Origin of the sequence: Streptomyces yerevanensis, assembly GCF_000716805.1 — a bacterium.
Lineage (GTDB): Bacteria > Actinomycetota > Actinomycetes > Streptomycetales > Streptomycetaceae > Streptomyces > Streptomyces flaveus.
In genome coordinates this window covers 1-24,003 of the sequence record NZ_JNWJ01000023.1, presented here as the reverse complement: position 1 = coordinate 24,003, position 24,003 = coordinate 1, and the positions used below count along the sequence as shown (strand labels likewise).

The window sequence follows — 24,003 nt, the reverse complement described above, 5'->3', positions numbered from 1 at the left end:
CCCCACGGCGGGCTCAGACTCCAAGGAATCAGGAATGGAAAACATGTCTGCCGTCGACTACCAAGAACTCGACGCGCTCTCCGGTGAGTTGCTCCCCGGAAAATTTCTGCTGTCCATTATTGACCTGACCCTGGACAACAGCAGGCATACGACATTCAACTTCCCCAACGGCGGTGGCGGCGATGTGGCTTACGCATGCCACGCCACGAACTCCCCGGGCGTACCGGACGCCGCCGGCACCTTGGGACTGGGCGGCGGCAGCAGCATGACGTGCATTCCGGCCACGGTCACCAGCCGCTGAGCTCTGCAAAACCCTGCGAGAGACCTCGCCGAGAGACCTCGCCCTTGCGTGGCGGCCAAAGCGTTCCACCGCCCGACGTCTGGAGATCGACATCAGCACGCGAGTATCCACGCCCGATGCCCGGGACGGCCTCGTTACCTCCACCGCGGCGCCCACCCTCACCGAGGGAACCGAGCTGGTGGGTGAGTACGCGGGATCCGGATATCGCAACCCTCCGCTACTGGTTTACCGCTTCGACGGACAGGTGATCCACCTCCCGCCCCTCCTCTACCGGACCGCCCAGCTCCTGGACGAGCTCTCCAAGGCAGCCGAAAGACCGTTGAACGGGCGTCAGACGATGTCCCGTATCGCGCGGGAACTCAGCCGTACGACCGGCCGGACCTTCAACGCCGAGCACGTCATCTTCCTGATCGACCAGAAGCTGGCTCCGCTGGGCATCACCACCTACAGCGATGGCTCGCAGCCCACCGTCACCAAGAGCGAGCATCCCTTCCTGGGCCTGCGCTTTCGTGCCGCACTGGTCTCCGAACGGGCCACCTGGTTCATCAGCGGCCTGTTTTCCTGGCTGTACCGGCCCCTCATCCTCGTCGTGGCCGTCACCGCGATTCTCGCCGGCGAGATCTGGCTGTTCAGCACGCAGAACCTGGGCCAGGCGATGGCGCACGTACTGGCCAATCCGGCCGGCATCCTGCTCGTGGTGCTGCTGACCCTGGCTTCCGCCGCGTTCCACGAGGTCGGTCATGCCGCGGCCTGCCGGTACGGGAAGGTGCCGCCCGGTGCCATGGGATGCGGCATCTATCTGGTGTGGCCCGCCTTCTACACCGACGTCACCAACTCGTACCGACTGAGCAGGAGCGGACGTCTGCGCATCGATCTCGGTGGCGTCTACTTCAACGGCCTGTTCATCCTCGGCCTGGTCCTGCTGTACCTGCACACCGGATCCCCGCTGCTGTTGGTGACCCTCCTGCTCGTCAACATGGAGATGGTGCAGCAGTTGTTGCCGACGCTCCGGTTCGACGGGTACTACATCGTCTCCGACCTGGTCGGAATTCCGGACCTCTTCAAGTACGTCGGCCCCATTCTCAAGCGGACGATCCTCCGCAGGCCCGCGGACGAACGGCTCAACGCCCTCAAGCGGTGGCCTCAGATCGTTGTCACCGTGTGGGTGCTCGCCGTGTTGCCCGCGCTGGTGATCCAACTCGGCATCGTGTTCGTCCGGCTTCCGGATCTGGCAGTCATCGCCTGGCAGACCATGGTCACACTGGCCAGTGATGCCACGGCCGGCGGCAACCCCGTCATCGGCGTGGCCTCGGCCTGCGTACAGATCCTCTTCCTCCTGCTTCCCCTGCTCGGGCTCGTCCTGATCCTGTGGCAGTTGCTCGTCCTCGCCGTCCGGTTCCTGCGCAAGCGCGGCGCCGGCCGCGCACTCCGTGGGTTCCTCCGGAACTCGCCCCGCTGATCTGCCGCTGAGAGCACTCTCGACACGACGTCCTTCCGCGGATTCGCCCACGGAAGGACGTCGTGTCGTAAGGGTCCCTACGGAGTCCCTACGGACACCCCTAGGTCTCCGGAAGATCTCCCACCGGTCTCAACAGGCGCCCGCCGTGCCCGCTTTGAGATCGATCCGCAACGCCCCGTGCCGCACACCTCGGCCCTCTCCGGCGTCACAGTCACAGACGTCGACGTCAACTCAGAGGGGGCCCACATGGGCGAGTACCGGACGACACGCCGAACACGACGACCGCGCGGCGCACTCGCCGCCCTGATGACCGCGGGCTGCCTGCTGCTCGCCGCCTGCGGCTCGGGCGCCGACGAGTCGTCGGCCGACGGCAGCAACAGCGCCCGCGACACCGAGCGCTTCCCGGCTCCAGCCCCCGCGCAGCCGACCGGCCCCGCGGGCACCGACGAAGGCAGCACCCCGGGCGAGCAGAAGGGCGAGATCCGCGAGAGCACCCCGCCGCCCGCCGACTACCTCTCCACCTTCGCCCTGGACGTCGACACCGCCTCGTACGGGTACGCGCGCCGCACCCTCGCCGACGGAGGGCGGCCGGACCCGGCGACCATCCGCCCCGAGGAGTTCATCAACAGCTTCCGCCAGAACTACGAGCGTCCCGACGGCGACGGCTTCTCCGTCACGGTCGACGGCGCCCGTACGGACGCGGGCGGGGAGGGCGACGACTGGCGGCTCGTACGCGTCGGTCTCGCCACGCGCCCGTCCGAGGACAGCGGCGAACGGCCGCCCGCCGCCCTCACGTTCGTCATCGACGTCTCGGGTTCCATGGCCGAGCCGGGCCGGCTCGACCTGGCCCAGAAGTCCCTCGGCGTGATGACGGACGAACTGCGCGACGACGACTCCGTCGCGATCGTCACCTTCAGCGACGAGGCCGAGACCGTACTCCCGATGACCCGCCTCGGCGACAACCGCGACCGCGTCCACGAAGCCATCGACACCCTGGAACCCACCCTCTCCACCAACCTCGGCGCGGGCGTCGACACCGGATACGCCACAGCCGTCGAGGGCCGGCGCGAAGGCGCCACCAACCGTGTCGTCCTGCTCTCCGACGCCCTCGCCAACACCGGCGAGACGGACGCCGACGCCATCCTGGACCGCATCGCCGACGCCCGCCGCGAGCACGGCATCACCCTGTTCGGCGTCGGCGTGGGCAGCGACTACGGCGACGACCTGATGGAACAGCTCGCCGACAAGGGCGACGGCCACACCACCTACGTATCGAACGAAGACGACGCCCGCACGGTCTTCGTCGACCAACTGCCCCGCAACATCGACCTCACAGCCCGCGACGCCAAGGCGCAGGTCGCCTTCGACCCGCAGACGGTCGAGCAGTTCCGGCTCATCGGCTACGACAACCGCGAGGTCGCCGACGAGGACTTCCGCAACGACAGCGTCGACGGCGGCGAGATCGGCCCCGGCCACACGGTCACGGCCCTCTACGCCGTACGCACCAAGCCCGGCGCCTCCGGCCACCTCGCCACCGCGACCGTCCGCTGGCTCGACCCCGGCACCCGCACCCCGCACGAGGAGTCGGCCCAGCTGGAGTCCGAAGCCCTCAACGAGCCCCTGTGGAGCCGCGACAACGCCCGCAACGGACTCCAGGTCACCGCGATAGCCGCCTACTTCGCCGACGCCCTCCGCTCCGGCGACTCCCGTTGGTCCCGTCTCCCCGGCGCCCCCGGCCTGCCCGAACTGTCCGACCGCGCCGACGAGTTGGCTGACACCACGGAGTCCGAGGAGGTACGCCAACTCGCCGAGACGATCGAACAGGCCGGGTCGGGAGTACCAGTAGGGGGCTAGGAGGGCCGGAGCCGGTAGGCGTACGTGTACGTCCTCCCGGAGTGCAGCAGGTACTTCTCCAGCGGAGCCGCGCCCCACGAGTCGATGCCGCCCACGCCCATCTGCCGGTGGTTGACGCCCAGCACGGTCTCGTCGCGCCGCTTCAGCTCGTACGGATGGCGCGGCCCGTCGAGGTCGAACGGCGAGTAGTGGAGCGCGCTGGTCTCCAGCAACGGCTCGCCGTCCGCCGGATCGGCGAGCACGGTGAGCCCGTCACCGGCACGGTCGGTCAGCGACAGGTGGCGTACGTCCGTCATGTTCCCGGTCTGCTGGGGCCGGACGTACGGCGCCACCTGATCGTCGACCGTGGACCGCCAACGCCCCACGAACGCTGACGTCTTGCGGTCCCAGTAGTTCTCGTGCGGCCCACGCCCGAACCAGTCGAGCCGCTCGAAACCCCCGGGCACGGTCAACAGGGCGCCCACCATGGGCAGATCGGGCAGCCCCGAGGCCGCCTCCAGCGTGTGCCGCACCCGCACCTCGCCGTCTCCGCGCACCCGGAACTCGGTACGCCACGACGAGGCGTTCGGCGAGGTGGGCAGCGTACAGCCGACCTCGATGACCACCTCGCCCGACGAGGGCTGCGAGGCCTTGACCGACGTCACGGTCCGCTTGGCCCCGGCGTCGCGCCAAGTGCGCGCCGTGTTCTGGAACTTCCTGCCGATGTCGTTGTCCGTCGGCCCTCGCCAGAAGTTCGGTACGGGGCCTTCGGCGAGCAGAAGCCGGCCGCGGAAGGCGTACGAGGAGAGCGTGCCGGAGGCCTTCGACAGCACCACCTCCACGTTGCGGCCGCTCACCTTCACCTCGCGGTCGGTCTCCGTCAGCTTGAGGCCGCCCCGCGGTGCGGGATCGGCGGGCGCGGCTGCCTGCCAGTCCAATGCCAGCTGTTCGGCGGCCACTTCGTGCCCGGCGTCGGCCCAGCTCGTCTTCTTCCGCAGCACGAAGGACAGGTTGAGGAAATACTCCGCGCCGGGTTCGAGCGCGGACGGCTTCCGGTAGGGGATACGTACGGTCCCCTCCTCGCCTGGCGCGATCCCGGGCGCCGCCAGCGTGCCGTGCTGCACGCGTGCGCCGTTCCGCGTGACGGTCCACCGCAGCTCGTACGCGTCCAGGCCGCTGAACAGGTGCTTGTTGCGCACCTTCACCACACCGGCGGCGAGATCACCGGCCGTGATCCCCACCGGCTGGTAGACCTTCTTCGCCTCCAGCAGCCCCGGATGAATCGCACGGTCACCCGCCACCAGGCCGTTGCAGCAGAAGTTCCCGTCCGTCGGATAGCCGGGCTTCCAGTCGCCTCCGAACGACAGATACGTGCGCTTCGGGTCGCCCGGCACGGGCAGCCGTATCGTCTGGTCGGCCCAGTCCCAGAAGAACGCGCCGTGCAGGTTCGGATAGCGCTCGATGATGTCCCAGTACTCGGGGAGGTTGCCGCCGCTGTTGCCCATCATGTGCGTGTATTCGCAGAGCATGTACGGCTTCGGGTTGCCGGACCTGCCGTACCGCTCGACGCCCGCCGGGCTGGTGTACATCTCGCTGTGCACGTCGGTCACGGCGTTCATGCCCTCGTAGTGCACGGGCCGCGAGGCGTCGCGTGCGTGCACCCAGTCGGCCATGACCTTGAAGTTCGAGCCCTGGCCCGCCTCGTTGCCGAGCGACCAGACGACCACGCAGGCGTGGTTCTTGTCCCGCTCGACCATCGACCGCATCCGGTCCACACACGCGTCGGTCCACTCGGGCAGCGAACCCGGCACGGTGTCGCGTACCCCGTGCGTCTCCAGGTTCGCCTCGTCGACGACGTACAGCCCGTACTCGTCGCACAGCTCCAGCATCCGCGGATGGTTGGGGTAGTGCGCGGTGCGCAGGGCGTTGATGTTGTGACGCTTCATCAGCAGGATGTCCTGCACCATCCGCGCCTCGTCGACGGCCTGCCCGCGGTCGGGGTCGTTCTCGTGGCGGTTGGTGCCGCGGAACATGATCGGCTTGCCGTTGACGGTGAACTTGCCGGGCCCGTAGTCGACTTGGCGGAACCCGACCCGCTTGCTGTGGATGTCGACGGCCTTGCCCGAGCCGTCCCTCAGCGTGACGACGAGGGTGTAGAGATTCGGCTGCTCGGCCGACCAGAGGGCCGGGGCCTTCACCTCGCCCTTCAGCGTCACCTTCTCCTCGACGCCGTCCGCCAGCTCCAGCACGCGCCGCCCCCGCGCGTCGAACAGCTCGGCCACGATGCGATGTCCGGCGACCGACTGCTTCCCACTCCGGTCGCGTAAGGCGATATCGACGCTCAACACGGCGTCGCGGTACGCGGAGTCCAGCTCCGTCCGCACGAACAGGTCGTCGACGTGCACCTGCGGGACCGAGTACAGATACACGTCCCGGAAGATCCCGGACAGGTCGATCATGTCCTGGTCCTCCACCCAACTGCCGTCGGACCAGCGGTAGACCTCCACGGCGAGCGTGTTCCGCCCGGCCTTCAGATACGGGGAGATGTCGAACTCGGCGGGCGTGTAGCTGTCCTCGCTGTACCCGACGCGCTCGCCGTTGACCCACACGAAGAACGCGGACTTCACGCCCTGGAAGGAGATCAGCGTGCGCCGGCGCTTCCATCCGTCCGGCACGGTGAAGGTACGGCGGTACGAGCCGACCGGGTTGAAGTCGTGCGGGATCTGTGGCGGCTCGGGGGTCTCGTAACCGACCCACGGATACGGGATGTTGAGGTAGATCGGTTCCGGGTAGCCCTCGATCTCCCAGTTCGACGGGACGGGGATACGGTCCCAGTCGCTGTCGTCGAAGCCGGGCGCGTGGAACCCGGTGGGGCGCTGATCGGGGTTTCTCGCCCAGTGGAAGCGCCAACTGCCATTCAGGGAGCGGTGGTACGGCGACTTCTCGAACTGCCCGCGCCGGGCGTCCGCGGCGCTGGCGTACGGCACGAGACGAGCTGCCCGTGCCGGCTCTCTGTTGACCTGGAAGACTCTCGGACTCGCGTCCCACTCGTCCCCCTCGGCGGCGAACGCCCGCTTCTGCGCGGCGAACGCGGCCGAGCCCGCGAGGGCGGCTCCTGCGACGAGGACATTGCGGCGGCTCGGACGGTATGTGCTCATACGGCGGCTCCACCGGAAGGCAACATGAAACTTCAGGGTCGAACGGAATCGCGCATGGCGCAAGACCACGTGCGCCTCGTACGCCCGAGGGGGCCGCAGGCCCCTCAGGGGCGCGGGGCTGTGTCAATTTGCGGCTCCGCCGCGTGGGCGCGACAAGCCACGACGAACCCGCACTCGCCAATGAACCGAACGCACCCTCCCAGTAGGCGCCCACAGCCCCGAACACAGGCGAACAATCGATTGAAGTTCAGCTACGCGCGAGTAAGTTGACGCCAGCGTAAGTACGTACGCACCGCACCACTGCAAGTGAGCCGCCGCGACCGGGAGCCGTCATGGGCGTACGCAAAGATCTGAAACAGGCGAAGAAACGTATCGACCTGGCAGACCGCACCACGGTCGAGCTCGTCAGGGACCACCACGGCGTCGTCCGTGAGGCCCGCATGCCGCCCCTCGCGCCGAGGGCCACCACCGGCAGCATCGCCGACCTGCCCTACACCAACGCGGCCGAGGCCCCCGACGCCGTGATCCTGCGCCGCCGAGCGAACGGCACCTGGCACCCGGTCACCGCGGAGGCCTTCGCCCACGAAGTCACCGCCGTCGCCAAGGGGTTGATCGCGGCGGGACTCGAACCGGGCGGCCGGGTCGCGCTGATGTCCCGTACGCGCTACGAGTGGACGGTCCTCGACTTCGCGATCTGGGCGGCGGGCGGCCAGTCCGTCCCCATCTACGCCACGTCCTCGGCCGAGCAGATCGAGTGGATCGTCCGCGACTCGGGCGCCCGCCTCGTCATAGCCGAGACCCCCGAGAACGCGGAAGAGGTCACCGCCGGCACGGCCGACCACCCCGACCCCCCGCTCGTATGGCAGATCGACGAAGGCGCCATCCCTCAACTCACCGCCCGCGGCCAGCACATCCCCGACGAGGAGATCATCAAGCGCCGCGAGGCCCTGACCCCCGACACGCCCGCGACGATCTGCTACACCTCCGGCACCACCGGTCAGCCCAAGGGCTGCGTCCTCACCCACGCCAACCTGCACGCCGAGGCCGCCAACACGGTCGAGCTCCTGCACCCCATCTTCAAAGAGATCACGGGCCAGGCCGCCTCGACCCTCCTCTTCCTCCCCCTCGCCCACATCCTGGGCCGCACCATCCAGATCGCCTGCCTGATGGCCCGTATCGAGCTGGGGCACTATCCGAGCATCAAGCCGACCGAACTCCGGCCCGCGCTGCGGGAGTTCGGCCCCACCTTCCTGGTCGGCGTCCCGTACCTCTTCGAGAAGATCCACGCCACCGGCCGAGCGACCGCCGAACGCATCGGCCGCGCCGCCTCCTTCGACCGCGCCGACCGCATCGCCGTCCGCTTCGGCGAGGCCCACCTCAACAGGTTCCTCGACCGCGGCGAGGGCCCGAACCCCGGCCTGTACGCCGCCTGGGCCCTGTACGACCAGCTGGTCTACCGCCGCATCCGCAAGGAACTCGGCGGCCGCCTGCGCTACGCCATCAGCGGTGGCTCCCCCCTCGACCGCAACCTCAACCTCTTCTTCTACGCGGCCGGAATCATCATCTACGAGGGCTACGGCCTGACCGAGACCACAGCCGCCGCGACGATCGTCCCGCCCCTCAAACCCCGCCCCGGCACGGTCGGCCTCCCGGTCCCCGGCACGGCGATCCGCATCGACGACGACGGCGAGGTCCTCATCAAGGGCGGCATCGTCTTCAACGCGTACTGGAACAACCCCGCCGCCACCGACGCCGCCCTGACCGACGACTGGTTCGCGACCGGCGACCTCGGCGCCCTCGACGAGGACGGCTACCTCACCATCACCGGCCGCAAGAAGGACATCCTCATCACCTCCGGCGGCAAAAACGTCTCTCCCGCCATCCTCGAGGACCGCCTCCGCAGCCGCCCCCCGGTCGGCCAGTGCATCGTCGTGGGCGACAACCGCCCCTACGTAGCCGCCCTGATCACCCTCGACCGCGAGGACGTAGCCCATTGGCTCCACGTCCGCGCCATGCCCGCGGACACCCCCATGTCCGACCTCGTACGCGACCCCACCATGCGAGCCGACGTCCAGAAGGCCGTGGACTACGCGAACCAGGCAGTCTCCCGCGCCGAGTCCATCCGCGAGTTCATCCTCGTGGAGGACGAGTTCACCGAGGAGAACCGCCTCCTCACGCCATCGCTGAAGGTCAAGCGGCATGCGGTGACACGGGCGTACGAGGATCAGATCGAGGCGCTGTACCGAGGCTGACGCGCTCCTGTTGCCGGACGACAGATGCCGGACGGCAGGCGGGCCAGAGGCCCGGTCTTGCCATGCGCGCTACGGCCGCAACGTCAACACAAAGAGTGAAAGTTATCTGAATTATTCGCGGTGGCATAGGGGCAAATGGCCCTCTATCGGGGGCATGTCGCGACCATCTTGATTACCGAGAGTCGCATACGGTGGCGTGCGTCGCGTCGGCCGGACACCGGCGCATGTCTGGCTCTTCGACTACTCGGAAGGAGTGAGCGTGAAAGCTCGCTTTGGCATGAGGCGGGGGAAGGCGCTCGCGTTCGCCGCACTGGCCGCGATCGCCGCCTCGACCCTCTCGGCATCGGAACACGCTGTCGCAAGCGGAGGCGGAGGTGGAGCGCGCTCAGAACACTGGGGCGTGATCACCCGCAACGCGATCGGCTCTCCCGTCGCCGACCTGAGGAACGGCCCGTACGGCTCGTACGGTGTGACGGGATCCTCCGCCAGGCCGCCCTACGGACGAGGCAGCCTGGGAATCGAGGTGGCGGACGACTCCACCTCGCTCACTCCTCCCAGCGAGAAGGTCGACTTCGGCAACGAGGTCGACTTCTACGGTGACCCGGTGTTGAGCCTGAGGCAGCTCGGGTTCCACGTCTTCCAGACCCGCGAGAACGTCGGCTACGGGGGCGAGGAGAACATGCCGAACATCAGGTTCGAGATCGACGCGAACCTGGACGCTCTGCCGGCGGACAACTACACCACGATGGTGTGGGTGCCGGATGAGGTCCCGACGTCGCGCCTGAACCGTTGGAGCCGGTTCATCGATGCCACCAGGACCGGCTATTGGTACTTCACCGGCGCCGAGGGCACCGCCACTGGCTGCACCCAGGCCGCGGAGTGCACGTTCGCCCAGGCGAAGACCCGCCTCAGGGACGGTGGCCAGGCGCCCACCATCTACACGGCCGCGGTGGGCAAGGGCCGCGACCACATGTGGATCGGCGCTGTCGACGGATTCCGGATCAATCAGTACATCTACGACTTCGAGGTCGATGGCGTAAGGGCTCGTCCCGCTCCCCGCAATAACTGACACGGCTGGCTGACCGCATGCTTCCAGCGGCGGTCAGTCCGGCTGGTGATCAGGCGAACAGAGAGTGCCTCTGACCAGTGGGAACAAGGATTGCTGAGATCCTTGTTCCCGCACCCGTCGGGGGCACTTTCCAGTGAAGAGCTGAGGATGCAGAGCGCTCGGGTGATGTCATACAGTGGCACCACTCTGTGATACCTAATTGTGCAACCATTCTTTGGTTGCTAACGTGATGGCATGTCTGTGATGACTCTCCGTATTCCGGATGACCTCGACCCGTCGATAAAGGCCAGCGCCAAGGCGGCCGGGCTCTCCCTCAACGCCTACATCGTGCGCGCGGTCCGCCGGCAGTCGGTGATCGACGCCGCCCAGCAACTCGCTGCGCTCGGCCTCGGCGACGACCTGTGCGAGGAGGGCGACAGCCTGTGAAACGGGGGGACATCTGGACGCTCGGTGACGGGCGAAGCGTCCTGATCATTTCGCTCGACGGGCTGGAGGGGGCGTACGGCGCGGTGGTCGCGATCGTGCTGCATCCCGCCGGCAGGTTCCCGGACACCGCGATGTCCGTGACCATCGAGGATCCACTGCCGTGCACGGCGGTCGCGGTCAACATCCAGCAACTGAGGACCACGCGCTTCGACGATGCGAAGCTGCTCGGCTCCGTGGGGCCCGCGGTGATGGAACGGGTGAACCTGGCGCTCCGCGCGGTCCTCGACCTGTAGATGGGCGTCGAGCCCGCCGCCACAAAGGCGTCCTCGTCGCGACTGTGGACCTTGTCGGCGAATCCGGCCGATGGCGTGCGATCCAGGCGGGCACGCCGCGAAAAGCGTGACACTTTCCCGGAAAGTGTCACGCTTTTCGCAACTGGTGTCCCGGCGCAGGGGGTTGGCCGACAGCCTCGACTGCGGGGCACCTCTTTACCCCCGGCCTCGGAGGGGTCAGGCCGCCAGCGTCGACGGCGGCCCCTCCGGGAGGGAGAGCTCGAACCAGACGGTCTTGCCGCCCGGTCCGTACGGCCCTTCCCCTATGGCGCACCCGCCCCACCGGTCGGCCACCGCTTCAAGAATCAGCATCCCGCGCCCGCCGTCCGCGTGCGGAGGGGGTGCGACGGGCGGCGCGGGCGGGGGCAGGTCGGGGCTCATGTCCCAGACGGTGACCCGCAGTACGGGGCAGAGCCACTGGAGCCGTACGGATGCGGGCCCCTTCGTGTGCCGGACCGAGTTGGTGGTCAGCTCGGAGGCCAACAGCTCGGCGCGGTCGGCGAGTTCGGCGAGACCGTGAGCGGAGAGTACGGCCCGGAGGGTGAGCCTGGCGATACCGGGGCCTCTTGGGTCACAGGGGAAGTGGAGTTCGTACTGCCAGGGGGCGGCGAAGGGGAGGGGTGGAGGGTGCGGGGGGCCTGAGAGGGGGTCCAGGGTGGCCATGAGAAGGGAGTTGTGGTCGCCGTGAGGGGTGGTGGTTGGGTTCGGGCAGGTGTGGTCGTTGTCCACGTGGCGCCTCCTGAGGTGCGCGGTCGTGAAGTGACAAGTGGGCGTGCGCCACGCGGTGTTGGGGACATGGCCGGGTGGTGTCTTTGCCGCGCTGCCCTGCGTCCCGGGTGGGCAGGGCTGTACGGTGCGCTTCCGGTTCTGGCGGCGAATCGGGTGGCACGGGTCACACCGTAGAGCACTAAAACTCACTAGTGAGCGCTACTTCCACTTTCTAGTGAACGATTGATGTGCTCACTAGACGGCGTGAGCTTTCGTTGCCAGACTGCTCGCGCGCACGGGAGAGGAACCATGGCCCCACGAAACGCCCCGACGAACCGCAAGCGACGCCTGGCTGCGGAGATGCGCCGCATGCGCGAGCAGGCAGGCATCTCCATCCAGGAAGCAGCGTCACTGCTCGGCTCGGACCGGACGATGATCTCCAACATCGAAGCGGGGCGTACCGGCCTCAGCGAGGAGCGAGTACGACAGATCGCCTGCCACTACAAGTGCCCTGATCCGGCACTGGTCGACGCTCTGGCCGTGATGGCGGGCCCCCGTCGAGCCACCCACTGGTGGGACGAATACCGGGGCAAGCTCCCAGAAGGACACCTTGAGGTTTCGGAGGTGGAGCATTTCGCCACCCGGATCCGTACAGCCCAGTCGCTTCACCTGCCGGGCCTGCTCCAGACCGAGGATCATGCGCGTGCGATCTTCGAATACACGGTGCCGAAGCTGCGACGGCTGGACGTGGAGCTGCGGGTCGAGCACCGGCTCAGGCGCCAGGACATCCTCAGCAGGCCGAACCCGACGCGCTACGTCGGAATCATCCACGAAGCCGCCCTGCGCCTGGAGTTCGGCGGGCGCGATGTGGCCCGGACCCAGCTCGAGTACCTCGCGGACGCAGCCGACCGCGACAACGTGACGCTGCTCGTGATTCCGTTCAGCGCCGGCGCCTTCCACGGAGCGGGGCAGTCGGTCCTGTACGCGGAGGGACCGGTCCCGCAGTTGGACACGGTTCAGCTGGACACAGCGATGGGGGCACATTTCGTGGATGCCCCGACTCCCCTGGCGAACTATCGTTCCCTTTTGGACCTGATGGAGCAGTCGGCCCTGTCACCTGACGAGTCGCAGAAGCTCATCCGCTCCATCGCCCGCGAACTGTGAGGGGACCAGGGATATGACCGGGAGCGAGTGGCAGCGATCGTCGTTCTGCGGGGGTGGCGGCAACAACTGCGTCGAAGTGGCCGCCACCACCAATGGCGTGGAACTCCGAGAAAGCGACATCCCGTACGAGGTCCTGACGACAGGCCGCACCTCGCTGCGCTTGCTGATACGCAGCGTGAAGGTAGGCACGTTCCAGAACCCGCCTTCATAGCGCGAACTCTCGGTGTAGGCCACGTCAGAGCCCCGCTCAAAGCTCAGGATGGTCAACGACCCGCCCATGACCGGGTGTTCGCCCTGCCCGAAGGGCAGTACCTGTACGACCACGTGCGGAGTCCGCGCCATGCGGAGCACATGCGCCAACTGCTCGCTCATCACCGCGTGGCCTCCGACGGGGCGGCGAATCACCGCCTCGTCCAGGATGCACCACAGCAGCGGCGGAGCGCTGCGTTGGAGGATGGCCTGCCGCTCAAGTCGGGTGGTCACGAGCTCTTCGATCTCGGCGTTGGTGTCACGGGGACGGCTGATACGGAGCAAGGCCCTGGCGTAGGCCTCCGTCTGGAGGAGGCCGGGCACGGCTTGCGCCATGTACTTGAGCATCTTGGTCGACCTGGCCTCGTACTCCACGAACTTCCGCGCCCAGTCCGGGATCGGCGTCCTCCTGATGTGACCCCACAGGTCGATCAGGTCGCCGTCCGCACCCAGCAAGACATCCAACTTGGCGTTGACGTCCTCGGGCGGCGTCTCCTTGCCAGTTCGAACTGGGCGATACGGCTGTGGGCGATGGGGATCTTGTCGCCGAGTTGCCGCTGGGTGAGCCCGGCCCGGCCCGGATGCGGAGCTTGCGCAACTTCACGCCGTACAGGGCGGATAGCGAGGTGGACGGGTCAAGTTCCTTCGGTGCGGGCATCGTTGACCCCCGTTTTCGTTCCACTGCTCCGAAACCGTTACACTTGGTGACCGTAGCTGACGGATTGCAACGGCAAAGTGCAGCACGGAGATTGCCAAGCGGACGCAGATCCAGGAGGCGGAGGCCGCGAGAGGCGAACTGGGAGAGGCGCTGGCCGGAGTCGGCGTACTACTGTCGTCACTGGGGCTGGACGCCCTCTCCCTCGCCGGCGACTACTTGCCACCCCTCGTGGACCTCGGGCGCTGCAACCCGGACACGGCTCGCAAACTGGCGGCGGCCCTACGGGACACGCGATGACCGGCGACGACGTCGCTCCTGCACCTCCGGGCGACGAAGGCGATCAGGGCACCGAACCCGACACGACAGGGGTTTCGAGTCCTCGCTGCTCGGCCTCTTCTGCGCTGGCCGCGGCGACTGGTCCCGGTCTGTTCGGAACGGTCGCCACCTGCTGCAGTGCGGTCCGGCGACTTCAGCTGCCCTGAAGCGTGCATAGGTCGATTAATGGCATTCAGTCAGGTGTGTCAGAAATAAGCGATAAGAGAGGTGGATGTTATCGTCTGTGACCATGCAGGCACGGTCCGTAAGGAGGGTCGTGTGCGCGAGGAAAACGGAGATGCGATGCACAAGCTCAAGAAGGCCGTGGCTGTCGCAGTCATGGTCGGCGGCATTGGCCTTGTCGGCGGTGGGGTCGCTCACGCCGACAACGGCCACGGCTACAACAACGAGCGCGGCCACGAGAACGGGCGCGGCCACGAGAACGGGCGCGGCCACGAGAACGGGCGCGGCCACGAGAACGGGCGCGGCCACGAGAACGGGCGCGACCACGAGGAGAAGGACGACTACGGACCCGCCTGCAGCAGCCTCTCGGGCGAGGGGGGGTCAGAAGGCGACGACAACGCCGAGCAGAACAACGGGTTCGGCGACGTGGTTGCCTGCCAGTTCGGCGAGAACAACAACTTCAACTACATTCCGACCGGCAACGACGTGGATGGCGGGGACACCTCTCTCCTCGGGGATATTGCCGGTGACCTCACCGGCGGTATTCTCTGACGTCGACGGAGCGAACGGAGCCCCTGACCCCGCGTTGTGACTGTCCAGTCCAGTCCGGCAGTCAGGGGCATCCATCCTCGATTACGGGCGAACGGCTCTTCGGTGGGAGGGGGAGCCGCTGACCTGTCAATAGGCTGGTGGGATCGGATCGAACCTGGATCTCGACGCAGCCGCGACGTCACGCGAAGGCCCTGCCCGATGCCCGCCGGGACAAGCAGGATGAACTGATCGGTTCCGGGGCTCACGATCGCCATTGATGAATCGACATCAACTCTGTTTCGCAGATGGTGTGTCGTTGCTCCATTGGATGGCTGATCCGGTGTGACCTGGGAATTCTGCAATTCACATCAACCGCTCTGCGGGGCCATGTGGATGAAGTTCTCGGGTCGGGGTCGTTCCAAGTGGTGCGGGCTTGGGCGGTAGGGCAATATCGATTTCGTTCTTCCAGACGGAGAAGGACCGAGAAACGGAGATATTAATGCGCAAGAGCATGAAGCTGGGCGCCGCCTCGACCCTCGCTGCGGTGGCCCTCCTCGCGGGTTCTGCGTCGGCTGCCAGCGCCGAGGGCAGGGGCGGCAACGACAAGAAGGACGGGCCCTTCTGCAGCACCCTCTCGTACGAGGGGGAGTCGGATGGTGACGGCAACTCCGAGCAGAACAACGGGTTCGGCGACGTGATTGCCTGCCAGTTCGGCAAGAACAACAACTTCAACTACATCCCGACCGACAACGACGTGGATGGCGGGGACACCTCTCTCCTCGGGGATATTGCCGGTGACCTCACCGGCGCTATTCTCTGACGTCGACGGGGCGAACGGAGCCCCTGACCCCGCGTTGTGACTGTCCAGTCCAGTCCGGCAGTCAGGGGCATCCATCCTCGATTTTCTGGGAGATAGTGACCCAGTCTGAAAGCGTCTTTCCCTGAAAGGTAGATGGGGCAACATCCTCATCCATCGAGGGAGAGGCGCTTTCTCTTTCCCAGGATTAATGTTGATCACTATTAAATTATCACGCCGCAGGTGATCGCACAATTAGTGCACAGGGGAGGGGCTAACGAGAGAGTCAGGGCTTTCGCCCTGTGCCGTTGGTCGGATGCCCTGATCCATCTGTCGGCTCGGGGTGACGGGGAAGAGGGCCGATAATCTGCGGAACAGGGGATGCCGAGGCAGCAAGATCTCGGCGTCCCCTTTGTCGTATGCGGTGTGGCCGGTCGAACCGTGATACGGCGTTCGGCAGCGGCGATCAGGATCTCGTTCAGTCAGTCGCTGCCGGACCCGGCTCCGTTCCCTCCCGATGGCCGCCGACTCTTTTTCCGTGCTGGGTGAGTTCAGCGAATTACCGGTCGGCCAAGTCGCCGGACGGTGCAGCTCGTGACCCTCCTGCATATCGTCTGATCGGCGCACTTCATATCAGTCGCCGTACAGGGCCGTTCGGATGAAATTTGATGGCTGCTCGTCCATATGGGTTGTCACCTGCTTGGTGGATGGTTTCGTGCCGATGCAGTATCGGTTCCGTCCTTCTCGTCACAGGAATGTGAGTCGCATCGCGCATTGGAGAGAATATGGCTGATGTGATCATCTTGCCGCGTTGCCCGGAAACGGGTAAAGCCTCATTCCGTACTGAGGGCGAGGCCCGCGCCTGGCTCGTCAGGCAGCCGTTGATCGAGAGGATTCCGGACCGGATCTATCAGTGCCCCGGGTGCCGGTACTGGCATTTCACCGGGTCGCATCATCTGACCAGTCAGAAAATCCAGTCACGGCGAAACTATGGCAGGCGTGAAGCCGCTCCCCGGCGCGGCCGTAGGAAGCGGGGGAGGAACTGACGAGGGAGTCAGTTCATTCGCCCACTCCGTGCCGTTGTCGGAACATCAGCCGAACGGCTGAGGCGCGGGCCCGGCTTGGGCCTGTTCCTTCGGTTTCTATGCCGGCTTCTCCCAATTATTCGAGCAGGAAGACGACTAGATTGCGACAGAACCTGAGCAGGGGAATGGCCGTGGCTGCCGCCGCGACGAGCATTCTGTCCCTGTACGGCAGCCCGGCGTTCGCGGGCTCGCGTTCCGAGGAAGGCGCCGGGGCATCGTCCGGCGCCCTGGCGGGCGGCGACGTTGAGGCTTCGCTGGACGTTGCCTCGGACGTCGGCGGCAATCCCGTCGGTGTGGGCGCCGAGGCCGACACATCCGCCGAGTACGGCGATCACGGCTACGGCAGTGGGCTCGATTACGACGTCAGTTACAGCCTTGGCGTCGATCACGGCGAGGACAGTGGCTACGGCGACGACGGAAGCGACGGCGGCGGCGACTCGTACACGCCGCCTACGGAGCCGTCACCGCCCACCACCATTCCGTCGGCGAGGACGCTGCCCACGTCGCCGCGACCGGCCACCCCGGTCGGCGCACCCCCGACGCAGCAGCCCTCGCTTGCTGAGACCGGTGGTGGTGAGGAGCAGGTGCTCCTTGCCTCGGGTGCTGCCGCGCTGCTGGTGAGCGGCGCCATTCTGTACCGGCGAGGGCGAGCCGCTTCGGTGCGGTAGGGAGGATCTACGCGGGAGTGCTTCTCTCGGGGGTCGGACGGAGACTCGTCCGGCCCCCGGACCCGTTCCGGCCAGGGCTCACCCGGGCGGGTGGTCTGGGGGCGGCCAGGCAGACGGCTCCGCTCGCGGGATCGCAGTACATATGACTGGATGTCAGGAGTGATCCGGAAAAGTAGGTGGCGGTGCAGCCGTTACGCCGCCGTTGATCAGCCGAGACGGGAGCAGTCATGGCCGTACGGTATCGGCGCCTCAGACGATGGCCCGTGTGTGCGGCGGTCGGCGTTGTTGCGGGGGCTGCCCTGTTGGCGGGGCCCGGGCACCGTGGAGGCAGCGGGGTGGATGAGGACGCCAAGACGCGGGGGCCGGTAGCGGCGCCGGGGCGAGTGGCGCCCCGGGCGCCGACGGTCACTGGTGCAACCCCCGCCCCCTTCCCCGCCTTCGGCGCCTACCTCGACTACAGCTGGCGTGGCGTGGCTCAGACGGACTGGTTCAGTCGGTGGCTGGGTGGGGCTGATCTGCGGGTGGGGCGTACGTATCTGCCCGGTGATCTCTGGAGCAACATCGAGGGTGCGCCCGGATTTCTCGATGACTGGGCGGACTGGCGGCGGGAGAGGGACGACCGGATCTTTGTGCTCAATGTGCCGATGATGGAGCGCAACGAGGAGGGAGTTTCCGACGCCGAGGTGCGTCACCTGCTGCGGCGGGGTGCGGCCGGGGAGTTCGATGTGCATTACCGGCGGCTGGCCGAGCGGCTGGTCGGGTTGGGGGTGCCGGACACCATCCTGGTGCTGGGGTGGGAGATGAACGGCATCACGTACACCCATCGGTGCGGGCCGGATCCAGAGGCCTGGAAGGCGTACTGGAACCGGATCGTCGCCGCCATGCGGTCGGTGCCCGGCCAGGAGTTTCGGTTCGACTTCGCGCCTAATCGCGGGCGCGATGCCATTCCGTGGACCGAGTGCTATCCAGGGGACGACACGGTCGACATCATCGGGATGGACAGTTACGACCAGCCGCAAGGGATGCCGTTCGACGAGCAGGTCACGGAGCCGTACGGGCTGCAGGATCATGTGGACTTCGCCAGGGAGCGTGGGAAGCCCATCTCGTATCCGGAGTGGGGGCTGTTCCGCAACGGCGACAACGCGGAGTACATGCGGCACATGCTCGCCTGGATGGACGAGCACAAGCCGCTGTACAACACGCTCACCGACTACTGCCCGCACGGCGTGTGGCAGTGCGGGCAGAATCCGCAGGCGGCTCAGGTGTACCAGGCCGTGCTTTACGGACGTACCGAGCCCGTGCCGCCGATGCCAACGCCTGTGCCCGAGCCCACTCCGGAGCCCCAGCCGGCCCCGGGTTGCTCGTCGCTGGACCTGGGCGACTGGGTCGAGTACTGGATCGGCGGGGAGCCCTGCGTCCGTGACGACTGGTGGCCGGATGACTGGTGGTCAGACGACTGGTGGCCGGACGACTGGTGGTCGTTCAGTTGGTGACCGCTCCTTCCGCCTGCGTACGAGTTCCCTGGCCCGGTTGCGCGCGGAGGCCTCGCAGGCGACCGCCGACAGGAGCGGGGCGGTGCGCCGTCGGGCCAGCAGCAGTCGCTGGTTGACCACGGTGTCCGGGCGCCAGCGGAACTTGTACGGCTCGGCTCCGCGCAGCAGGCTCAGTACCTGGCGGCCGTCGCGGGCCACGTGATCGGCGCTGGCGTGCAGCAGCATGGTGGCGATGTCCGCCTTCCACTCCCGTAGCCGTGGGTGGGCGCCGTACAGGTAGTTGCCCGCCAGTCGCGGTGTCAGCAGGGTCACGTCGACGGCGAGTACGTCGGTGCCGGCCCGGAACTCGGTCACCACGGCGTCCCCGGAGCGGACCAGTGGGCCGAGCGAGCGGGCCAGGTGCTCGTGGAAGCGGGGTCTGAGGTGTTCGGCGGTCACTTTGCGGGTCGCCCATTGGAGGCGGTGCAGGTCCAGCATGGTGCGTAGGGCCGAGTCCACCTCGTCGGGTCGGACGAAGCGGTGTTCCATGCCGAGTTCGCCGAGCTTGCGGATCTTGGTATGGATGCGTTGTGCTCGGCCGGGCGGCATCCGGGTGAGCAGCTTGTCCATCGGGTGGGCGGGCAGCTCCAGGCACACCGAGTCGGCCAGCTGTCGCCGAGGGCCGGGCCAGCGTGCGTACACCTGCTCCGCGGCGCCGCCCGGGCGGACCTCGCGGATGTCGATCAGTGCGGTGCGGGCGGCCGTCCAGAGTGTCTGGGTGAGTGCGTCCGCGGCGCGGTCGGCGTGTTCGTCGTCGAGCAGTACGTCCCCGTAGTCGGAGATCGCTCCGCCGAGCGGGACCAGTCGGGGCAGTGGGACGCCGGTGCGCATCAGCGGTGCGGCGGCCCGTAGTTCGCCGCTGCCGTCGCGTACCAGTACCAGCCGTAGTCGGCCCGGGGTGCCGTACGACGTCCACCACGAGTGCAGCCAGGCGTGGCTCTGGAAGGGGGTCGCCGTGCCGCATCTGCGGTACAGCCGCTCCCAGGCCGGGCCCAGTGCGGTGAACTCGCGCTCGTCGGTGCACAGTTCGGCCTGCAGGGTGCCGCCGTCGGCCGCCACCCGTGCCCCGCTCACAGCTGGCCGTGGGCGTCGGCGGCGGTGGCCGGGCCGGGTACTACGGCCGAGCCCATGCTGTCGGTGTCCGTGTGCCGTGGGCGGGCCAGCAGTGCGAGGCCGCCCAGCAGGCCGCCGGCGCTCGCGCCCACCAGGCCGGTCAGTGCCGGGGATGCCGAGGACGGCTCGTTGGGCTCGACGGCCCGGGAGAACTGGCGGAGTTCGACGTGCGTGGCGTTCTTGGTGTGGGTGGCGTGCCGGGTCATCGCGCGGGTGACCGCATTGGCCATGTCGGCGGCGAGGTCGGGTCGGGCGGAGGTGGCCGTCACGGCGACCATCGGTGCGTCCGGTGAGGTCGCCGACCGTACGCTCTCGCGCAGCGTCCGCACCGGTACGCCCGCCCACACCTGGGCGTCGCCGAGTACCGCGAGTTGGGTGGCGACCCGGCCGTACGCCTGGGCGAAGCCGAGCGCCGCCTGTGGGTCGGATTTCGTGGTGGGTACGGCAACGACGTAGGCCGAGGCCGAGTAGGCGGGCGGCGTGAGGGCGCCGTACGCGCCGCCGGCCAGGGCGCCGGTGAGGGTGCCGGCCGCGAGCAGGGACCAGGACGGAAGCGCTCGCAGGCGCCTCAGGGCCCCCCGCGGTCGGCGGGGCGGGGAGGTCGGGGATTCGGTCTTGAGGGTCATCAGGGGATCACTCCCAGGGGTGACGGGGACGGGGACGAGACGGCGGCTGCGTACACGTCCATGAGTTGTGCGGCGGTGCGCGTGATGCAGTAGTGGCGGGCGGCGGCGGGGGCCGGGCGGTCCGTCGGGCGGGAGGGGTCGTGCCCGGTCCGGGCGCGGGTCTCGGCCAGGGCGCGGGCGAACGCGTCCGCGTCGCCGTGCACCCGGTGGGCCCCGGCGGCGAGGCGCGGCGGGAGGTCCTCGACGGCCGGGCAGCAGGCGTACAGCACCGGCAGTCCCGCTGCCAGGCCCTCCACGACGGCCAGACCGAAGGACTCCTCCGTGCTCGGCGAGGCGAGTACGTCCATCGCCGAGGTCAGCGAGGGCAGATCCAGGGCGTGGGTGCCGTCGGGCTCGTACGGCTGCTCGCCCGTGAACAGCACCCGGCCGGTCACCCCGGCCCGTTGGGCGGCGCGCCGCAGTACGTTCTCCTCGGGGCCGCTGCCGACCAGCAACAGCATGTAGTCGCGGGGGAGTCGGCCGAGGGCGTCGATCAGGACGCCGAACCGCTTGCCCGCGGTCAGCCGGCCGATGCCGCCGACGACGTACGCGTCCTTCGGCAGCCCGAGTCGGCGGCGGGTGCGTTCGCGGCGGTCGGGGTCGAAGCGGAAGCGGGCCACGTCGATGCCGTTGGGCACGACCTCGATGCGCGGCTCGGGCACGCCCCAGCCGCGGAGCCGGTCGGCCACCGTGGGGGAGACCGCGACCGTGGCCCGGCCAAGGCGCTCGCTGGCCAGGTACAGCGCGCGCATACGGGTGGTCAGGGCGCGGCCCTCCAACTGCGTGCCGCCGAGGGAGTGTTCGGTGGCCACCACGGCACGGACGCCCGCCAGGCGGGCGGCGATCCTGCCGTACACGCAGGCCCGGTAGAGGTGGGTGTGTACGAGGTCGTAGCCGCCGTGGCGGATCAGGCGGGCCAGTCGGGGCAGGGCGGACAGGTCCCGGTTGCCGGACATGCCGAGGTGGACGACCCGGACGCCGTCCGCCGTCAGGCCTTCGGCGACCTGGCCGGGGTTGGTGAGGGTCACGACGTCGCAGTCGAGGGGCAAGTGGCGCAGGAGCAGGCGGAGCTGTTGTTCCGCGCCGCCTGCTCCCAGGCCGGTGATGATGTGCAGGGCCTTCAAGCCGGGCATCGCGGGGGCTCACACTCCGTCGACGGGGTGGCGGTGCAGCCGGCGCTTGAGGTGCAGCCGCCAGGCCGTGTCGCGCTCGCCGACGTGGACACGGGGGAGGGCGTAGGGGCTGTTCAGGTCGCCGGGGCCGGTGGCGCAGGCGTAGCTGTAGCCCGCCTGGCGTACGGCGTCGGCGGCGCGGTGGTCGACTCGGCCGTACGGGTAGCAGAAGCCGTGGATGTGAGCACCGGTCACTTCGGAGAGCAGTGCTCTGCTGTCGCTCACCTCGGCGCGGAGCTGTGCGTTGTCGGCCCGGGTCAGGTCCATGTGCGTGAGGCCGTGCGAGCCGATCTCGATGCCCTCGGCGGCGGCCTGCCGGATGCCCTCCGCCGACAGCAGCGGCTTGCGCGGGCCGTGCGGGTCCCAGGCGTTGTCGCCGCCCAGCCTGCCCGGCAGTACGAACAGAGTGGCGCCGAAGCCGTGGCGGTGCAGCAGCGGCAGGGCGTGCGTGAGGAAGTCGGCGTACCCGTCGTCGAAGGTCAGCCCCACCAGGTTCTGGGCCTCCCCCCTGGCACGCGCGGCGAGCAGCTCACGCACACCGACGCCACGCAGGCCCCGGCGGCTCAGCCAGCCGAGCTGCTGGTCGAGGCGGCGGGGTGAGACGGTGACGCGGTACGGGTCGTGGGAGCAGTCGTCCACGGAGTGGTACATCGCCACCCACGGGGGCGGGCCGGGTCTGCGTCGGGACCGGTCGGGGCGGGGCGTATCGGATCGAGGCATGTCGGATCGGGGCATTTCGGATCGTGTGGCGGTGGGTTGAGGGGCAGTGGGTTGAGGGGCGGCAGTCGGGTCGTGGTCAGCGGAAACGGGCATGGGGAAGCCTCCGGGTGAGGGTGCGGATGGTGGGGGTGAAGCCCTGCCCGCCCGGCATCCCGGCGAGCACGAGGAAGACGACGGTGACGGCCGTGCCGCCGGCCGTGAGCCCGAGGGTGGACGAGCCGACGAGGCTCGCGCCGAACCAGCCCACCCCGCAGGCGACCACCGCGGCGCGCAACGGCCGGCCCATCGCGGCCAGCACCCGCCGGGTGCGGATCGGTACGCCGCGCGTTCCCATGCCGTACAGCAGGATCAGGGCGGTGAGGCTGATGCCGGCCGCGTTGGCCGCGGCGATGCCGAGTACGCCCCATGAGCCGACCGCCCATGCGCCGGCACCGGCCGTGGCGGCGATACCGGCGGTCATGGCGGCCACCGGGTACCAGGTGGCCCGCCCTGCCGAGAAGTACGAGCGGACGAGCGCGCCCACCAGCGCCTGGCCGAGCAGCCCCAGGGCGTACACGCGCATGACGGCGGCGGTGGCCGCGGTGTCCTGTGCGGTGAACGCGCCCCGCTGGAAGAGGAGTTGGATGAGCTGCGGGGCGCAGGCGACGACCGCGGCGGTGCCGAGCAGCACGACGTACGACACCGCCCTCAGGTCGCGCTCGACGCGGTCGCGGGCCCGCTCGGTGTCGCCCTCGGCCAGTGCCTGCGAGACGACGGGGAAGGTGACCGTGCACAGCATCAGGGCGAGCACCATCGGCAACTGGGCAACCTTCTGGGCGTAGTTGAGGTGCGAGATGGTGCCGGCGGGGAGCGGGGCGGCCAGGAAGCGTTCGATGAGGACCTGGGACTGGCGGCACAGGGCGAAGAGCAGGACGGTGCCGAAGAGGGCGAGGTTCACGGCGCGCCGGTCTGCCGCCGGGTCCTCGAGGTCTGCCGGATCCTCGAGGACCGCCGGATCCTCGAGGGCCGCGGGGCCCGTCGCGTTCGGTGCGTCCGTCGGGGTTGTCCCGAGGTCCGTCGGTCGGCGGCGCAACTGTCGTAGGAAGGAGGGCAGTTGGGTGAGGATCATCAGCAGTCCGCCCACCGCCACGCCGATCGCCGCCGCGCGTACGCCCCAGCGTCCGCCGAGGACGAACATCGCCGTGATGACGGCGGTGTTGTAGGCGACGTAGATGGCCGCGGGTGCGACGAACCGGCGGTGCGCGCGCAGGGCCGCGCTGCAGTAGCCGGCGAGGCCGAAGGTCAGGACGCAGGTGCCGGTCAGCCGGGTGCAGTCCACCGCGAGCCGGGGATCCGGGAGCCCTGGCGCCAGCACCTCGACCAGGTACGGCGCCCCCCAGATGAGCAGTACCGACGCCACGGTGAACGCCAGCGTCAGGCGGGGCAGCGTGCCGCGGACCAGGGCGCGCACCGGGTCGCCGGTGTCGCTAGTGCCCCGGCAGGCAACGTTCGCCCTGTCGCGACGCCCGGCACGCACTCTCGCCGCACCGGGCACAAGCCCAAGTACGTCCAGTACGAGGGCTTGCACCCGGCACGCCGAGAGCACGCACCGCGGTGACACAGCCGCTCCGCGGC

20 protein-coding genes and 1 pseudogene are annotated in these 24,003 nt (G+C 68.5%); 13 read left to right on the top strand and 8 right to left on the bottom strand.

All coding sequences use genetic code 11. The annotated features are described in order from the left end of the window. Positions 1 to 34 precede the first annotated feature (34 nt). The 3 genes from OP79_RS23930 (at position 35) to OP79_RS23920 (ending at position 3,614) form a co-directional block, all read left to right on the top strand. Positions 35 to 301, top strand: a complete 267-nt coding sequence (locus tag OP79_RS23930) for a hypothetical protein (protein WP_033322716.1) — start codon at positions 35 to 37, stop codon at positions 299 to 301. A gap of 178 nt (positions 302 to 479) precedes the next feature. After that, positions 480 to 1,760, top strand: coding sequence for a hypothetical protein (locus tag OP79_RS23925; protein ID WP_051744876.1), 1,281 nt, complete (start codon positions 480 to 482; stop codon positions 1,758 to 1,760). A gap of 246 nt (positions 1,761 to 2,006) precedes the next feature. Further along, a complete protein-coding gene (locus OP79_RS23920; protein ID WP_033322832.1) occupies positions 2,007 to 3,614 on the top strand; it encodes a vWA domain-containing protein in 1,608 nt (535 codons plus the stop codon). Here OP79_RS23920 and lacZ read toward each other — a convergent pair. After that, the gene (gene lacZ, locus OP79_RS23915; RefSeq protein WP_033322714.1) at positions 3,611 to 6,751 is read right to left on the bottom strand and encodes a beta-galactosidase, LacZ type; all 3,141 of its coding nucleotides are present in this window, start codon (positions 6,749 to 6,751) and stop codon (positions 3,611 to 3,613) included. The two genes, OP79_RS23920 and lacZ, sit on opposite strands and share 4 nt — an antisense overlap. Before the next feature lie 332 nt (positions 6,752 to 7,083). Between lacZ and OP79_RS23910 the strand changes: the two genes are divergently transcribed. The 4 genes from OP79_RS23910 to OP79_RS23895 all read left to right on the top strand — a co-directional run bounded on the left by OP79_RS23910 (position 7,084) and on the right by OP79_RS23895 (position 10,791). Beyond that, complete coding sequence (locus OP79_RS23910; protein WP_033322712.1) at positions 7,084 to 9,003, top strand: AMP-dependent synthetase/ligase; 1,920 nt, start codon at positions 7,084 to 7,086, stop codon at positions 9,001 to 9,003. Positions 9,004 to 9,262: 259 nt separating this feature from the next. Next, positions 9,263 to 10,072 (top strand): hypothetical protein, encoded by an 810-nt coding sequence (locus tag OP79_RS23905; protein WP_245685432.1) that lies wholly within the window; start codon positions 9,263 to 9,265, stop codon positions 10,070 to 10,072. Positions 10,073 to 10,306: 234 nt separating this feature from the next. Then, the gene (locus OP79_RS23900) at positions 10,307 to 10,498 is read left to right on the top strand and encodes a toxin-antitoxin system HicB family antitoxin (RefSeq protein WP_033322708.1); all 192 of its coding nucleotides are present in this window, start codon (positions 10,307 to 10,309) and stop codon (positions 10,496 to 10,498) included. Then, positions 10,495 to 10,791: a hypothetical protein gene (locus OP79_RS23895; protein ID WP_033322707.1), complete on the top strand. Its 297-nt coding sequence runs from the start codon at positions 10,495 to 10,497 to the stop codon at positions 10,789 to 10,791. Before OP79_RS23900 ends, OP79_RS23895 begins: the two co-directional genes overlap by 4 nt. Positions 10,792 to 11,007: 216 nt before the next feature. Here the strand turns inward: OP79_RS23895 and OP79_RS23890 are convergent, their stop codons facing one another. Beyond that, a complete protein-coding gene (locus OP79_RS23890) occupies positions 11,008 to 11,559 on the bottom strand; it encodes an ATP-binding protein (RefSeq protein WP_342669548.1) in 552 nt (183 codons plus the stop codon). A 288-nt stretch (positions 11,560 to 11,847) separates the two neighbouring features. Between OP79_RS23890 and OP79_RS23885 the strand changes: the two genes are divergently transcribed. Both OP79_RS23885 and OP79_RS52065 read left to right on the top strand, forming a co-directional pair. Then, a complete protein-coding gene (locus OP79_RS23885; RefSeq protein WP_033322705.1) occupies positions 11,848 to 12,702 on the top strand; it encodes a helix-turn-helix domain-containing protein in 855 nt (284 codons plus the stop codon). Between the two features lie 13 nt (positions 12,703 to 12,715). Next, positions 12,716 to 12,913 (top strand): DUF397 domain-containing protein, encoded by a 198-nt coding sequence (locus OP79_RS52065; protein ID WP_078491976.1) that lies wholly within the window; start codon positions 12,716 to 12,718, stop codon positions 12,911 to 12,913. Positions 12,914 to 12,975: 62 nt separating this feature from the next. Here OP79_RS52065 and OP79_RS57120 read toward each other — a convergent pair. After that, positions 12,976 to 13,287: pseudogene (locus tag OP79_RS57120) on the bottom strand (DUF5753 domain-containing protein); the annotation flags it as partial. 916 nt (positions 13,288 to 14,203) lie between these two features. Here OP79_RS57120 and OP79_RS23875 point away from each other — a divergent pair. The 4 genes from OP79_RS23875 to OP79_RS23860 all read left to right on the top strand — a co-directional run bounded on the left by OP79_RS23875 (position 14,204) and on the right by OP79_RS23860 (position 18,680). Beyond that, positions 14,204 to 14,659: a hypothetical protein gene (locus OP79_RS23875; protein WP_033322703.1), complete on the top strand. Its 456-nt coding sequence runs from the start codon at positions 14,204 to 14,206 to the stop codon at positions 14,657 to 14,659. 478 nt (positions 14,660 to 15,137) lie between these two features. Continuing rightward, positions 15,138 to 15,458 (top strand): hypothetical protein, encoded by a 321-nt coding sequence (locus OP79_RS23870; protein ID WP_033322701.1) that lies wholly within the window; start codon positions 15,138 to 15,140, stop codon positions 15,456 to 15,458. Between the two features lie 1,192 nt (positions 15,459 to 16,650). After that, on the top strand, positions 16,651 to 17,187 hold the full coding sequence (locus OP79_RS23865; RefSeq protein ID WP_425428598.1) for a hypothetical protein: 537 nt from the start codon (positions 16,651 to 16,653) through the stop codon (positions 17,185 to 17,187). 227 nt (positions 17,188 to 17,414) lie between these two features. Then, positions 17,415 to 18,680: a glycoside hydrolase family 26 protein gene (locus OP79_RS23860; protein WP_051744874.1), complete on the top strand. Its 1,266-nt coding sequence runs from the start codon at positions 17,415 to 17,417 to the stop codon at positions 18,678 to 18,680. Here OP79_RS23860 and OP79_RS23855 read toward each other — a convergent pair. From OP79_RS23855 to murJ, 5 genes are all read right to left on the bottom strand, one after another. Beyond that, positions 18,636 to 19,793, bottom strand: a complete 1,158-nt coding sequence (locus tag OP79_RS23855; RefSeq protein WP_051744873.1) for a GNAT family N-acetyltransferase — start codon at positions 19,791 to 19,793, stop codon at positions 18,636 to 18,638. The two genes, OP79_RS23860 and OP79_RS23855, sit on opposite strands and share 45 nt — an antisense overlap. After that, the gene (locus OP79_RS23850) at positions 19,790 to 20,458 is read right to left on the bottom strand and encodes a YveK family protein (protein WP_033322697.1); all 669 of its coding nucleotides are present in this window, start codon (positions 20,456 to 20,458) and stop codon (positions 19,790 to 19,792) included. The genes OP79_RS23855 and OP79_RS23850 overlap by 4 nt, the downstream gene beginning before the upstream one ends. After that, positions 20,458 to 21,630 carry a glycosyltransferase gene (locus OP79_RS23845; RefSeq protein ID WP_033322695.1) on the bottom strand — a complete coding sequence of 391 codons (1,173 nt, stop codon included), beginning with the start codon at positions 21,628 to 21,630 and terminating at the stop codon, positions 20,458 to 20,460. Before OP79_RS23845 ends, OP79_RS23850 begins: the two co-directional genes overlap by 1 nt. A gap of 9 nt (positions 21,631 to 21,639) precedes the next feature. Further along, a complete protein-coding gene (locus OP79_RS23840) occupies positions 21,640 to 22,389 on the bottom strand; it encodes a polysaccharide deacetylase family protein (protein WP_245685431.1) in 750 nt (249 codons plus the stop codon). A 76-nt stretch (positions 22,390 to 22,465) separates the two neighbouring features. Further along, positions 22,466 to 23,923, bottom strand: a complete 1,458-nt coding sequence (gene murJ, locus OP79_RS23835; protein ID WP_245685437.1) for a murein biosynthesis integral membrane protein MurJ — start codon at positions 23,921 to 23,923, stop codon at positions 22,466 to 22,468. Positions 23,924 to 24,003 lie beyond the last annotated feature (80 nt).

Bases quoted from the DNA above. Each gene is read 5' to 3' on its own strand.
- OP79_RS23930 (WP_033322716.1), top strand. From the start codon at position 35: ATGGAAAACATGTCTGCCGTCGACTACCAAGAACTCGACGCGCTCTCC.
- OP79_RS23920 (WP_033322832.1), top strand. From the start codon at position 2,007: ATGGGCGAGTACCGGACGACACGCCGAACACGACGACCGCGCGGCGCA.
- lacZ (WP_033322714.1), bottom strand. From the start codon at position 6,751: ATGAGCACATACCGTCCGAGCCGCCGCAATGTCCTCGTCGCAGGAGCC.
- OP79_RS23910 (WP_033322712.1), top strand. From the start codon at position 7,084: ATGGGCGTACGCAAAGATCTGAAACAGGCGAAGAAACGTATCGACCTG.
- OP79_RS23900 (WP_033322708.1), top strand. From the start codon at position 10,307: ATGTCTGTGATGACTCTCCGTATTCCGGATGACCTCGACCCGTCGATA.
- OP79_RS23885 (WP_033322705.1), top strand. From the start codon at position 11,848: ATGGCCCCACGAAACGCCCCGACGAACCGCAAGCGACGCCTGGCTGCG.
- OP79_RS52065 (WP_078491976.1), top strand. From the start codon at position 12,716: ATGACCGGGAGCGAGTGGCAGCGATCGTCGTTCTGCGGGGGTGGCGGC.
- OP79_RS23870 (WP_033322701.1), top strand. From the start codon at position 15,138: ATGCGCAAGAGCATGAAGCTGGGCGCCGCCTCGACCCTCGCTGCGGTG.
- OP79_RS23860 (WP_051744874.1), top strand. From the start codon at position 17,415: ATGGCCGTACGGTATCGGCGCCTCAGACGATGGCCCGTGTGTGCGGCG.
- OP79_RS23850 (WP_033322697.1), bottom strand. From the start codon at position 20,458: ATGACCCTCAAGACCGAATCCCCGACCTCCCCGCCCCGCCGACCGCGG.
- OP79_RS23845 (WP_033322695.1), bottom strand. From the start codon at position 21,630: ATGCCCGGCTTGAAGGCCCTGCACATCATCACCGGCCTGGGAGCAGGC.
- OP79_RS23840 (WP_245685431.1), bottom strand. From the start codon at position 22,389: ATGCCTCGATCCGATACGCCCCGCCCCGACCGGTCCCGACGCAGACCC.